This window comes from Mesorhizobium sp. WSM4813, from assembly GCF_055811555.1.
Genome location: NZ_JBVVQU010000026.1, coordinates 40986 through 53927 on the forward strand (window position 1 = coordinate 40986; position 12942 = coordinate 53927).

Annotated in this window: 14 protein-coding genes and 1 pseudogene; 4 read left to right on the plus strand and 11 right to left on the minus strand. The window is 63.2% G+C overall.

The features are described from left to right. Positions 1-112: 112 nt before the first annotated feature. From AC0L25_RS16845 to AC0L25_RS16880, 8 genes and pseudogenes are all read right to left on the minus strand, one after another. On the minus strand, positions 113-532 hold the full coding sequence (locus AC0L25_RS16845) for a DUF3471 domain-containing protein (RefSeq protein WP_473596585.1): 420 nt from the start codon (positions 530-532) through the stop codon (positions 113-115). Between the two features lie 96 nt (positions 533-628). After that, a pseudogene (locus tag AC0L25_RS16850) lies at positions 629-1689 on the minus strand (serine hydrolase domain-containing protein); the annotation flags it as partial. A 106-nt stretch (positions 1690-1795) separates the two neighbouring features. Beyond that, a complete protein-coding gene (locus AC0L25_RS16855; RefSeq protein WP_473596542.1) occupies positions 1796-2554 on the minus strand; it encodes an ABC transporter permease in 759 nt (252 codons plus the stop codon). Next, positions 2551-3327: an ABC transporter ATP-binding protein gene (locus AC0L25_RS16860; RefSeq protein ID WP_473596543.1), complete on the minus strand. Its 777-nt coding sequence runs from the start codon at positions 3325-3327 to the stop codon at positions 2551-2553. The genes AC0L25_RS16855 and AC0L25_RS16860 overlap by 4 nt, the downstream gene beginning before the upstream one ends. Next, positions 3327-4373, minus strand: coding sequence for an ABC transporter substrate-binding protein (locus AC0L25_RS16865; protein ID WP_473596544.1), 1047 nt, complete (start codon positions 4371-4373; stop codon positions 3327-3329). Before AC0L25_RS16865 ends, AC0L25_RS16860 begins: the two co-directional genes overlap by 1 nt. 68 nt (positions 4374-4441) lie before the next feature. Continuing rightward, positions 4442-4879: a VOC family protein gene (locus AC0L25_RS16870; protein ID WP_473596545.1), complete on the minus strand. Its 438-nt coding sequence runs from the start codon at positions 4877-4879 to the stop codon at positions 4442-4444. Between the two features lie 2 nt (positions 4880-4881). Then, positions 4882-5613 carry a FadR/GntR family transcriptional regulator gene (locus tag AC0L25_RS16875; RefSeq protein WP_473596546.1) on the minus strand — a complete coding sequence of 244 codons (732 nt, stop codon included), beginning with the start codon at positions 5611-5613 and terminating at the stop codon, positions 4882-4884. A 10-nt stretch (positions 5614-5623) separates the two neighbouring features. Then, a complete protein-coding gene (locus AC0L25_RS16880; RefSeq protein WP_473596547.1) occupies positions 5624-7075 on the minus strand; it encodes an FAD-binding oxidoreductase in 1452 nt (483 codons plus the stop codon). 339 nt (positions 7076-7414) lie between these two features. Here AC0L25_RS16880 and AC0L25_RS16885 point away from each other — a divergent pair, with 339 nt between their 5' ends. The 4 genes from AC0L25_RS16885 to AC0L25_RS16900 are packed head-to-tail and all read left to right on the plus strand — an operon-like array spanning position 7415 to position 11109. Further along, positions 7415-8155, plus strand: coding sequence for an ATP-binding cassette domain-containing protein (locus tag AC0L25_RS16885; protein ID WP_352960698.1), 741 nt, complete (start codon positions 7415-7417; stop codon positions 8153-8155). Positions 8156-8192: 37 nt separating this feature from the next. Beyond that, the gene (locus tag AC0L25_RS16890; protein WP_473596548.1) at positions 8193-9254 is read left to right on the plus strand and encodes an ABC transporter permease; all 1062 of its coding nucleotides are present in this window, start codon (positions 8193-8195) and stop codon (positions 9252-9254) included. A 53-nt stretch (positions 9255-9307) separates the two neighbouring features. Beyond that, entirely contained in the window at positions 9308-10312 is a 1005-nt protein-coding gene (locus AC0L25_RS16895) for a sugar-binding protein (RefSeq protein ID WP_473596549.1), read from the plus strand. A gap of 47 nt (positions 10313-10359) precedes the next feature. After that, positions 10360-11109 carry a glucose 1-dehydrogenase gene (locus tag AC0L25_RS16900; RefSeq protein WP_473596550.1) on the plus strand — a complete coding sequence of 250 codons (750 nt, stop codon included), beginning with the start codon at positions 10360-10362 and terminating at the stop codon, positions 11107-11109. 171 nt (positions 11110-11280) lie between these two features. Here AC0L25_RS16900 and AC0L25_RS16905 read toward each other — a convergent pair whose 3' ends face one another. The 3 genes from AC0L25_RS16905 to AC0L25_RS16915 all read right to left on the minus strand — a co-directional run bounded on the left by AC0L25_RS16905 (position 11281) and on the right by AC0L25_RS16915 (position 12923). Further along, the gene (locus AC0L25_RS16905; protein ID WP_473596551.1) at positions 11281-11856 is read right to left on the minus strand and encodes a dihydrofolate reductase family protein; all 576 of its coding nucleotides are present in this window, start codon (positions 11854-11856) and stop codon (positions 11281-11283) included. Positions 11857-11985: 129 nt separating this feature from the next. Continuing rightward, on the minus strand, positions 11986-12519 hold the full coding sequence (locus tag AC0L25_RS16910) for an SRPBCC family protein (protein WP_473596552.1): 534 nt from the start codon (positions 12517-12519) through the stop codon (positions 11986-11988). Continuing rightward, positions 12516-12923 (minus strand): ArsR/SmtB family transcription factor, encoded by a 408-nt coding sequence (locus tag AC0L25_RS16915; protein WP_473596553.1) that lies wholly within the window; start codon positions 12921-12923, stop codon positions 12516-12518. Before AC0L25_RS16915 ends, AC0L25_RS16910 begins: the two co-directional genes overlap by 4 nt. Between the last annotated feature and the right edge of the window lie 19 nt (positions 12924-12942).

The following is a 12942-nucleotide window of genomic DNA, read 5'->3' on the forward strand; positions in this document are numbered from 1 at the left end:
CGACGACTATGGCGTCCGGCAGACCCGAAGCATGGAAGGTCGACCTCGAGGCAGCGTTGATGCCGCGTCTTGCAGGGGGATAAATGGGACAACGGTCTCACTACCCTTCAACCTAGTCACCCACGCGCGCCAGCGTGCCGAGATGATTGCCGTCGAGAAATTCCACCGTCATAGCCGACGCCTTGCCGTCGGGGCCGAGCACAAAGCTTACGCCAGACGGCGCATCCGGCGTCTCGGCGTCCGGATAGGTCAGGAACACGTCGCGGTCGAAATGCTCCAGTGAATAGGAGCGGGCGCCGCCCGGCCCGACCTTGAGCACAAGGCCGTCGCCCTCACTCGACACAACCGCATCGCCGATGAAGTCGTTGAAATAACGGCCTTTATAGATGTTGGCTGGGCCGGCCGGGCTTGCCGGAGACGGCGGCGCGGCATAGGTGGCCTTGGCGGCGGCGACCGCCGGGCCGAACAGGCCCGCATAGGTGTCGTCCCATGCCTTGGTCCAGTCCTTCTCGACCTTTCCGTCAAAGGCCATATCGGCGAAGCTATCGGACAGCCCTTCCGGCACGCCTGTCGAAAACGCGTTGGCGACGATGACGATGCCAAGCTTCTCCTCGGGAAAGAGCGTCACCAGCGTGCGGGCGCCGACGCTGAAGGCGCCGGCATGGCCCCAGCTCAGGCCGTGCCGGCCGAATTCGACATTCCAGCCGAGGCCGTAGAACGACGTGCCGCCGGAGACGGGGTTCTTGCCGCGCGCCATCAGCGGAACATGCGTCTGGTCCAGCGCGTCGGCTTTAATAAGTGTCTCGCCGGCATAGACCCCATTGCCGAGCACGAGGCGCACCCATTGCGAGAGATCGCGTGCCGTGGAGCTGACGCCGCCCGCGGGCGCCTGCGCATCCGGGTCGCGCTTTATTTTCGCCGCCCAGACGCCGTCGACCTTGACGTGCAGCGCGGCGCGATTGGCGTGCTTGAGGAAGTCCGCATAACGCGAACTGGTCGAAGTCATTCCAAGCGGACGGTAGAGCTTCTCCTCGGCGACCTCCTCCCAAGGCTTGCCCGTCGGCTTCGCGGCCGCGACGGCACCCTCGGTCAGTCCGAAATTGCTGTAGGAGTAGCCGGCGCGAAAGCTCGACGATGGCGACACGAACCGCAGACGGCGCAGGATCTCCGCGCGGTCGTAGCCAATGTCCTCGAGGTCGTCTCCAGCGGTGCCGGGAAGTCCGCTGCGGTGCGAAACAGGTCGCGGACCGTGAGTTCACTGGTCGGATAGGGCTCGGACAACCGGAAGGCCGGGTCGAGATCGGCGATTTTCGCATCCCAGGAAACAATCTCGTCGCTGACCAGCGCCGCCACGATCGTTGCCGAGACCGGCTTGGACAGGGAGGCGATCTGGAACACCGTATCGGCGTCGACGGCCTCCAGCTTGCCGGCCTCGCGATGCCCGAAACCCTTGAGGAAGATCACCTTGTCGGCATGGACGACCCCGATGGCGAGACCAGGCACCCCGCCATCCGCGACGACGCCTTCGGCGAGTGCCTCGAGCTTCGACAGGGCTGCCGCGATCCGGTCAGGCTTAATGGTGTCGGCCGACGCAGCATGCGGCGAAAGCACCATGATGGCGATGACGGCCCGCATCCCCCAACGGCGGAAATTCCGACCCAGCCCCACGCTCGAGCTCCTCCCCTGCATGTACCTGGTGATAGTACAGGCCGACGCAGGCGAGGCAACCCACGCCTGGGCGGGTAGAGCAAAGTCCGCCGCGCGACGCCAAGCGGCCGTCCCTGGAGCCAGCCGGTCAACGGTATCGAACCGACCATCGCTCAGCGGCGACGACGGTCATGAAGAACCCGATCGATAACAGCGATGAGAGCACGATGGCGGCGTAGAGCCGGTCGGACTGATAGTTGAAGGTCGCCTGGATGATCAGCGCGCCGAGACCTTTGTCGGAGCCGATCCATTCGCCGACGATCGCGCCGATCACCGCGGTCGCCGAGGCGATCCGCAGCGAAGCGAAAAGCATTGGCAGCGCGCGCGGCAGGCGCAGGCGCCAGAATATTTCCCAGCGCGTCGCCGACAGCACGCGGAACAGCTCATGCTCGCTGGCGCTCGCCGATTCCAGGCCCCGGATCATGTTGATGAGCGTCGGGAAGAAACAGATCACCGCCGCGATCACGATCTTGGGCAGCATGCCGAGGCCGAAGATGAGGATGACGACCGGGGCCAGCGCAAGCACCGGGATCGTATTGAAGAACAGCACGACCGGAAAATAGGCCGCCTGCAGCGTACGGCTGTGCACGAAGATGATCGCCAGCAGCACTGCGGCGAGGTTGCCGAGCACGAAGCCGGAGAGCGCCTCGATGGCCGTCGGCCAGAGGTTCGACAGGAGAAGCGATCCGTTCCTGGCAAACACGCCCGCTATCGCGGTCGGCGTCGGAACGATATATGCCGGCACGCCGGCGAGCGGCAGCAGGAACTGCCATGCGAGAATAAGCGAGCCGGCGCCGAGGATCGGCAGCACGGTCTGTGCGAACGGCGAAAGCGGCCCCCGGTTCACGAGGCCGCTCCAAGAGCGGAGCGCATCCTGGCCATTGCCGCGACGATCGCCGGATCCTCGCGCGAGCATCTGTTGTCCGGCCCCTTCAGCGGACGAAGGTCGTGGTCGGCGACGATCCGCCCTGGATGGGCCGCAAGCACGATCACGCGCTGTCCGAGATAGACTGCTTCGGCAATGGAATGCGTGACGAACAGCACGGTCGTTCCGGTCCGCCGCCAAAGGTTCAGCAGCTCGTCGTTGAGGCGATCACGGGTGATCTCGTCAAGCGCGCCAAAAGGTTCGTCCATCAGAAGCAGACGCGGCTCGCCAAGCAGCGCCCGGGCGATCGCCAGCCTTTGGCGCTGCCCGCCGGAAAGCTGATGCGGCAGGCGCTCGCTGAGCTCCGACAGGCCGACGAGTTCGAGCAGCTCGTCGGCCCGGTCGTCTATCATGCGTGACAGGCTGCGGCGGCCGACCTGGATCGGCAGCCGCACATTCTCGCGCGCCGTGCGCCAGGGCAAAAGGGTCGAGTCCTGGAAGACAAAACCCACGCCGCGGCCGGAACGCACAGCCGACGGTGTTTCGCCCATCACGCGTATCGTGCCCGCGAGTGGCGCCAGCAGATCGGCGACAACCCGTAGAAACGTCGACTTTCCGCATCCCGAAGGGCCGAGGATCGACAGGAACGTCCCGGCCTCGACTGTCAGGTCAAGACCGGAGATCACCGTCACGGGCGAGCGCCGGCCGGGATAGCCGACGTCGAGACCGGAGGTTTCGATGGCCGGCGCGGCCATCAAGAGGCGGGCGCGCCGAGCTTCGGCCGTTCAGCCGCACTGAGTTCGAGAACCTTCGTCGTATAGACGTCCTCGGCCTTCGGCCTGCCATTCGGATACTGGCCGATCTGGTCAAGCAGCGCGATTTGGCTCTCGATCGAGGCAGGATCGAAGGTGCCCCATCCATCCTTTTTCGTGTTGTCGTCGAACGACAGCTTCAGCACCAGGGGGATCGTCTTCTTTTCCCAGCCTGCGTCGATCTCGGGATAGGCCGCGACCAGCTTGTCGACCGCCTGCTCGGGATTGGCGTGGACCCAACCCCACCCCTTGGCGACCGCGCCGATGAATTTTGCCAGGGTCTCGGAATCGGATTCGATGGCGCTGTCGGTGGCGAAGTAAACGTCGGCATAGGACGCCAGGCCGAGCTCCGACAACAGCAGATCGATGCGATCATCGCCGACGACGCTGAGCGCCTGCGTGTTGGTGATCCAGCCGCCGATCGCATCGACGTCGCCACGAACCAGCGGGGCCTTGTCGAACCCGACATTGACGATGGTGACTTCGGAAGGGTCGATCTTGTTCTTCGCCAGCATCGCGTCGATGGCGAAACGCGCGGTCGGCTGCGTGCCGATCCGCATCCCCTTCAGATCCGCCACCGACCGGATCGGCTTCTCCGGTTTCGACGTCAGCGCATAAGGCCCGGTGCGATAGCCGCAGGCAATGATCTTTATCGGAACGCCGCTCGCCCGCGCGGCATAGAGTTGAGGCGATTCGGAGAATTGGCCGAGCTGAGCGGCACCCGACACCACTGGCGGCACGGTGGCGGCGTTCGGTCCGCCGGGGCTGAACTCGACTTCGAGCCCGGCCTCTTTGAAGTAGCCATTGGCGACGGCTGCGACGTCGCCAATCTGACCGTTCGACATCAGCCAGTCATACTGGACGACGAGCTTGGCGGCCGCTGAGGCGCTGGCGCCAAACAGCTGAAGTCCCGGCCCGAAAGCCGCCAGGCCGGCGGCGCCGGCCTTCAGGATCGATCTGCGATTCCACTGCGATGTGTTCCCACTCATCTTCTTGCTCCTTTGTTGGACGTGTTTGCATGCAGCGCGGCCTTTCTTGCGAGGCCGTCGCGACCCGATCATCCTTGCGTGTCGTGATAGTCGCCCGGCCCCGCGCCGGTCCAGGCGTAGAGCTCCCACAGCGTCCCGTCCGGGTCGTGGAAATAGGCGCAGCGCGCGTTCCAGACATAGTCGCCGGGCGGCCCGACGAACGGCACTCCCTTTTCCGACAGTTCGGCATAGAGCCGGTCGACCTCGCCGGCGCTTTCGAGTTCCATGGCGACGCATGCTTTGTGCGCATGCTTCGGTGAGCGGACATTCGAGACGCCGCAGTGGCGATTGATGTGATCCAGTTCCCATGCGGCGAGCGTCACACGCTCGGAATGAAAATCGACAAAGCCCTCGGCGCGCCGTCTAATCCGGTAGCCGAGCTTCTGCGTGTAGAAGTCGATGGTGCGATCGATATCCTCGACAAGCAGGCAGATATCGGTGATTGCCTTGGTCTGGCCGAGCGACATGGTCATTTGCCTCGATTGACGTTCGCGGTGAGTTCGACGCCTACGCGCGATGCCGCGCCATCGATGTGCCGGCGCATCGCCTCGCCGGCAGCCTGCGGATCATGCGCGGCGAGCGCGTCGTAGATCCGCACGTGCTCGGCGACGTTGACCTCGACTAGGTCGTGGAGCGGATTGGTGAGGCGGGCATAGTGGATCGACTGGCGGATCTGCTCGCAGACAAAGGAAATGAAGGTGTAGATGTAGCCGTTGCCGGTGGCCCGGGCGATCGCCCGATGGAAAAGCAGATCGGCCTCGATGCTGCCATCCTCCCAGCGCTCCTCGCCACCCATGCGGTCCAGCGCAGCCTTGATTGCGTCAAGATCATCGGACGCGCAGCGCGCCGCGGCCAATGTGGCGGATTCGGTCTCCAGGATGCTGCGCAGCTCGAAGAGCTGCTCCATTTTGCGCTGGTCTTTCAGTGCTTCACGGTCAATCCGGATCGCCGTCCGCTGTTCCGGCGCCATGACGAATGCGCCCACCCCCTGGCGCGCCTCGATCATGCCGTCGGCGCGAAGCTGCGCGATCGCTTCCCTGACAACATTGCGGCTGACGCCGAACTTGTCGGCGAGCTGGCTTTCGGTGGGAAGCCGGGCTCCCGGGATGATGTCGCCGCCCTCGATCTCGCGGCTCAGATGCGAAGCGACGCGATGCGGAAGCGCCTCCACGCTGCCGATGATGGACGAACGCTGCTTCATGCGGCTTCCCCTACAAATCGCCCGGACCAGGCATGAGACACGCGGGATTGAACAGGCCTGCCGGATCGAAGGCTGCCTTGATCGCGGTATGAAGCTGCCGTTCGCGTTGCGACAGGCCGGCCCAGAACACGTGACTGCGGCTGCGACCCACGCCATGCTCGGCACTGAACGAGCCGCCGAGCGCGCCGACCAGTTCATAGAGTTGGGTCAAAATCGCCTGCCCCACGGTCCTCGCTTCGCCGGGCTCGCAATCTATGGGCGGCAGCATGTTGAAATGGATGTTGCCGTCGCCCGCATGGCCATAGGCCAGGGATGTCCAGCCTGGCCACTCGCGCACGATGCACGCGCGTGCTTGCTCGATCAGCTTCGGCACCTGGCTGAGGCGAACCGAGAGGTCGGTGCGGACATGAAAGCCACGCCGCGCCTGCCCCTCGACCAGCCCCTCACGGATGGCCCAGAATGCGGCGGCCTGGGAGCGGCTTTGCGCGACGACACCGTCTCTGATCAGGTCGGTCTCAAGGGCGCGCGCCAGCATCGTTTCAAGAAGTCCGCCGGCATCTATCCCTGGCCCGCAGGCGAGTTCGACGATCGCATGAACCGGACATGCCTGCGTCAACGGCGAGCGCAGGTTCGGATCGATGAGGTGGGCCAGCGGCAGGCACTCCTCGCCGATAACCTCAAACGCGCTGAGAAGGTCGGAGCAGAGATGCCGCGCCATCCGGAAAAGCTCGCACGCCTGGCGAAAGCTGCCCAGGCCGACATAGGCAGTCTCGACCTGCGTCGGCCGGGGCGAGAGCCTTACCTCGACGCCCGTGACAACCCCGAGCGTTCCTTCCGAGCCGATCATCAGTTGCTTCAGGCTGTAGCCGCGATTGTCCTTGCGCAGCCCGTTCATGCCGTTCCACAGTGTGCCGTCCGGCAGGACCGTCTCAAGCCCGAGCACCAGGTCACGCGTCATGCCGTAGCGCAGCACGTTGATGCCGCCGGCATTGGTCGCGACATTGCCGCCGATCGTGCACGATCCCTGCGCACCAAGCGCGAGCGGGAAGGTCATGTCGGATGCTTCAGCGGCATCCTTGACGTCCTGCAGCACGGCACCGGCATCGGCTTGCAGCGTGAAGTCGAGCGGATCGACCGAGCGTATCCGGTTGAGACGCTCAAGCGACAGCACGGCGCAGTCCGAACTGTCTGGAACCGCGCCGCCGGCAAGTCCGGTATTGCCGCCTTGCACGACGATGGCGACACCGCTCTGCGAGCACCATCTCACGAAGGCCTGGACGTCTGCCACGGATCCTGGACGCACGATGAAGCGGGCACTTCCGCGCCTGTCGCGGCTCCAATCGATGAGGTAGCGTTCTGCCAGCGGCGACTGGCCGTCTATCAGCGCATCACCCGCCAACTGCGCAGGCAGCTCAGCAATTGCGCCAGAAGTTTCGCGTTGAGATGGGCGATCCGTGATCATCGGGTCAGATCATACGGTCATCCTACAACTTGGCAAGTGCCATTCTCGGTTGCCGTCATCACTTCGGCGCCGAACTCCGCGGTCCACCCGCAACCACGCCCGCGCCTGAACTGTTCCCCCTCGAAAAACGCTACTTTATAGCCGTCCGGAGCCGACGCTTAAAATGGTCGTGGAATCGAAGCCGGCGCAGTGACGATCTGCTCAGGGGTCCACCCGCCCCCGTCTAACAGTGGATGCCGGTCTTCTTCGAATAAGTATTGTGTCGAATACATTTCGCTGATTAGCTGTCTTGCATAAGTCCGGGACAAGATCGGCAAATGTTGTCCGGGGAGGACCGCGATGCCGGTGCTTGAGGTTCGCCACGTTTCCAAGAATTTCGGGGCCATCCAGGCCCTGAGCGACGTCAGCTTCCAGGTGGAGCGCGGCGAAGTCGTGGGTCTGATGGGGGACAACGGCGCCGGCAAGTCCACCGTGGTCAAGACCGTGGCTGGCAATTTCCCGCCGAGCGACGGCGAAATTGTCGTGGACGGCGAGGTTTGCCATTTCCATAAACCCGTCCAGGCCCGCGCCAAGGGGATCGAAGTTGTTTATCAAGACCTGGCGCTCGCCGATAACCTAACGGCCGCGCAGAACGTCTTCCTGGGCCGCGAGATCAAGAAAGGCTTCTGGCCGATCAGGGTGCTTGACAAGCAGGCGATGATCGACCGCTCGGCAGCGCTGTTCAAGGAACTCAAATCGGAAACCAGGCCGCGCGATCTGGTCAAGAAGATGTCCGGTGGGCAGCGTCAGGCGGTAGCCATTGCGCGGACCCGGCTTTCAAATGCCAAGCTGGTGTTGATGGACGAACCGACCGCCGCAATCTCGGTGCGCCAGGTGGCCGAAGTGCTCGAATTGATCCGGCGCCTCAAAGCGCAAGGCGTCGGTGTCATGCTGATCAGCCACCGCATGCCTGACGTTTTTGCCGTCGCGGATCGCATCATCGTGCTCAGGCGAGGCTCAAAAGTTGCCGACAAGGACACCGGCAACACATCGCCCGAGGAAATCACTGGACTGATAACGGGGGCCATCCGTGGCGAATAGTGTTCAGGAATCGGCCGGGGAATCCAGACAGCCGGCCATGTCGGACTTCGTCCCGACCAAGGAACAGACCGCTTTCCAACGCGTGATTTCAAGTCAGCCCTTCTGGGTGACGATCGCGCTGATCGCGCTCGTCATTTTGATGACAGCGATGGAGCCGAGCTTCGGCACCTCCGAAAACGTCGCCAATGTGACGCGCAATTTCGCGCCTTTCGGCATCATGGCGCTCGGCATGACGGTTGTGATCATCACCGGTGGCATCGATCTGTCGGTCGGCTCGATCATGGGCCTCGTGGTCATCGTCGCCGGCCTGTTCCTCACCTGGCATTATCCTTGGTATGTCGCCTTCGCCATGGGCCTTTCCTCCGGTCTGGCCTGCGGCGCGGTCAATGGATTCTTTGTCGCCTACGTCGGAATGCCGTCCTTTGTGGTCACCCTCGGCATGCTGTCCGTCGCGCGCTCGCTGGCGGTGGTATTCTCGGCCAATCAGATGCTCTACCAGTTCGGGCCCGATGCTCCGATCGTGAAGGCGATAGGTCAGGCGAAATGGCCGCGGCATGGACCCGAGGACTGGGCGCCGCACTGGATACCGGAACTGTCGTCGCAGTTCTGGACCATGGTGATCCTGGCGCTGATTGTCGGCTTCGTGTTCAATTTCACTGCCTGGGCCCGGCATCTGTTCGCCATCGGCGGCAATGAGGAGGCGGCACGGCTCACCGGCGTTCCGGTCGACTGGATCAAATTCCAGGCCTACCTTTTCTCGGCCTTCACCGCCTCGGTCGCCTCGCTCCTGCTCCTCGGCTACAACGGCTCGGCCATCAATGCGATGGGCCAAGGCTACGAGCTGCGCGTCATTGCGGCGACAGTCATTGGCGGCGCCAGCCTCATGGGCGGCGCCGGCACGGCCTTCGGTGCGATCATCGGTTCGGCGTTCCTCGAGGTGATCAGGAACGCGCTGCTGATGGCCGGCATCGATTCAAACTGGCAGGGTGCCTTCGTCGGCGCCTTCATCGTTCTTGCGGTTCTTTTGGGCATGCAAACCAGCGGCAAATCGATCCTCGCCGCGTCGCTGGCAGCCTTGATGCCCAAAAAAAGCCGCTAGAAACCCGCCGGCGGGAGGCCTGCGGGACATCACACCAAGGAGGAGAACATCACATGAAAAAACATCTGCTGACGGCGGCTGTCGCGCTTGGCGCAATGGTGCTCGCCGTTTCCGGTGCCGAGGCGAAATACACCTTCGCCCTGGTGCCAAAGAACATGAACAATCCTTTCTTCGATCAGGCACGCGACGGCTGTAAGAAGGCCGAAGCCGAATCGAATGGTGCCCTGGAGTGCATGTATATTGGCCCCGGCGAGCATGGCGGCGGCGATGAGCAGGTACAGATCGTGCAGGATCTCGTGGCCAAGAAGGTGGACGGCATCGCCGTGTCGCCATCGAACGCCGCGGCGATGGCGGTTGCGCTGCAGGCCGCCAAGGAGGCCGGCATCCCGGTCCTCACCTGGGACTCCGACCTCCTGCCCGAGAACAAGGATCTGCGCGTCGCCTATATCGGCACGCACAATTATGAGATCGGCGCGAACCTCGCTAAGCTCGCCATGCAGATCAAGCCCAAAGGCGGCACGATCTGTATCCAGTCGGGTGGCGCGGCGGCGGCCAACCACAATGAGCGCATGCAAGGCATTCGCGACACGCTTTCGGGGACCAAGTCGGCTGCCTCGCCCGGCGACCGCCTGACTGGACAGAACGGCTGGACGGAAATCGAAGGCTGCCCACTCTACACCGACGATGACTTCCCGCGCTCGGTGCAGCAGTTCGAGGACATCATGGCGAAAAACCCGAACCTCGATGCGTTCATCCCAACCGGCGGCTTCCCGCAGTTCATCCCCGATGCCAACCGCGCCGCGGTCGCACCGTACAAGGACAAGATCGCCTCGAAGGCCCTGGCCCTGGTCGTCGCCGACACGCTTCCCGTGCAGATCGACCAGATGAAGGAAGGGTTCTCGCTTGGCCAGGTTGGCCAGCGGCCGTTCGAGATGGGCTACAAGACGATGATGGCACTGAAGGACATGAAGGACGGCAAAGCTCCACCGGCCGACCCGACCTACACCGGCCTTGACATTTGCACTCCGGAGACAGCGGATACCTGCATCGCCAAATAGCGCTATTGGGCGGGAGGAAACTCCCGCCCTTTTCCCAGGGGATGTCAATGTCGGAATTGTTCTCGCTCAACGGCCGTGTCGCGTTGGTCACGGGTGCTTCGCGTGGTCTCGGCTTCGCCATGGCCAAGGCACTTGCGGAAAACGGCGCGACGGTGATCGTCAATGCCCGCGATCCGGCCGCCCTCGCCGCGGCGGCCGAAAGGATCGGGGCCGAAGCCCTGCCGTTCGATGTCACCGACGCGGCGAACTCGAGGGCGTCGCTGGAAGGAATCGTCGAACGCCACGGCCGCCTCGATATTCTGGTCAACAACGCCGGCATCCAGCATCGAAGTCCGTTGGTCGAATGGCAGGACGAGGATTTCAACCATGTGATTGCCGTCAATCTTTCGGCTTGCTTCCGCATGATGCGCGACGCGGTGCGCCTGATGCTGCCAAACAAGTTCGGGCGCATCATAAACACCGGATCGGTTGCGGCGATCCTTGGCCGTCCCACCATTCACGCCTATGTGGCGGCAAAGGCGGGCCTGCACGGGCTGACACGCTCTACTGCCGCTGAATTGGGCCGTCACGGCATCACTGTCAACGCGATCGCCCCCGGCTATTTCGCCACCGAGCTCAATACGGCACTTATGAGCGACGAGGCCTTCACCAAATGGGTCGAGACACGAACTCCGGCGGGCCGCTGGGCCAAGCCTGAGGAGCTCGGCGGAGCCGTGGTGTTTCTCGCCTCCGACGCCGCCGCCTATGTCAACGGACATGTCCTGGCCGTTGACGGCGGGCTGTCGGTTTCGCTCTGACCGGCGACGTGCCTTTCAGGAAAATTTCAGCCGGGCAGCACCGCGAAATCTGCGAAGACCGGCTGAGTTAATGCATGTCGCCCAAAAGTGCGCAGCGGTTTTGGGATAACGACATGCATAAAAACAAAAACCTAATGCGCGTCGCATGAATCCTCTCAGATGCGACGCGCTTTAGCCAATCCCATAGATCAGGCTCACGCGCCCATCGGGAAGCTGCTGAACCTTCCGCAGTTCGAGCTCGCGACGATTTTGTGTCGTAGCAAACAGCGCCTTCCCTTCGCCGACGAGCAGCGGATAGACGATCAGCCTGAGTTCATCCACCAGCCCGGCATCGATGAGGCTCGCGGTCATTCGCGCACCGCCCATGAGATAGATGTCCTTGCCCGGCTGCTGCTTGAGGGCAGCGATGTCTTCGAGGCTCCGCAGGAAACGCGTCTTTGGCCAAAGCGCCGAAGTCATCGTGTTCGACAGCACATAATGCGGGGTCTGTTCGGCAAAACGGGCCCATTCTAGCTCCGCCGGCATCGGCAATTTGCCGGTCATCGGCAGCGGCTTGTCCGGCTCATTCTGGATCGCGCTCCAGTACTGCTCGTAGCCGGCATACATGACGCTGCCGATCAGGCAGGCATCGATTTGCGGCGTCAGCCCATACTCCTCCGACCACGCGTCGACCCAATCGGCGTAACCCTCGGGTCCCTCCATCTTGCCATCGACTGATATCTTCATTCCGGTGATCAATTTGCGCATGACTTCCTCCATCGGGCTTGCGAAATGCAAGCACGTTTCATCGTCGGTTCGTTGCTGGTGTGCGAGCCTCCAAGGGCCGATGCCGGTGGAGGCTGGACGGTGACTTCAGGGGTGGCCGACGCGATCGTATCAGGCCGGCAGGCGGCGGTCGTATTCTTCCCGCAGGCGGCTCCAGCCATCCCAGAACGAGGTCGGCGTCTTGCCCGCGAGCCGGGCAGCCAGCATGTCGAGGTGCATGTGCCAGCCGGCGGTGACGTTGAGCTGGATTTCGCGTTCCGGCAGCCGGCGATGGGTGACGGTGAGCAGCACATCGTTGCCCTTCGGCTCCAGCAAGAAGGAAACCCCGCCGGTGTTTCCCCAAGTGATGGCGAGCCTGCAAGGCGCATCGAGCTCGGTGATCCGGCCCTCCATCCGATGCTCTTCGGGAAAGCCCGCGGGGCGCTGGCCAGGCGGGTCGGTCAGCTCGTCGTTACGCCAGACGAGTTCGAACGACGTGCCGGCCTTCATTTCCATCTGGCCCGCAGCCATCCACTGCCGGCGCAAGTCACTCTCGGTGAGATAGGCCCAGACCCGCTCGATGGGACCGGGCAAAAGGCGCTGGATGGTGAACGTCGCGGGCTCGGTCAGCTCGCCATAGGCTTCGATGCTTTTCATCTGGTTCATTGGTCGTCTCCTTCTTTTGAGGTGGGCCATTTCTTGGAATCATCTTGGGCCCTGGAATCACCCGGGGCTTTGCGTGCGTCCTCCTCGCGAAGGAGGCGTTCGAGAACGTCGAGACGGTTGGTCCAGAAGCGCTCGTAGAAACCAAGCCACTGGTGGGCGCTGGCCAGCGGTCCGGGTTCCAAGCGGCAAATATGAGTGCGGCCCTTCACCTCTCGGCGAATAAGCCCGGCATTCTCCAGCGCCTTGATGTGTTTCGAGGCCGCCGCGAGCGACATGGCGAAGGGTTCCGCCAGCTGGCTTACCGTTCGCTCGCCGCCGGCGAGATCGCGAAGCATCCGCCGGCGGGTGCCGTCGCCAAGAGCGTGAAAAACCAAGTCCATCTGGGGCGTCTCTAATTCAACCATGTAGTTGAATATAGTCGCC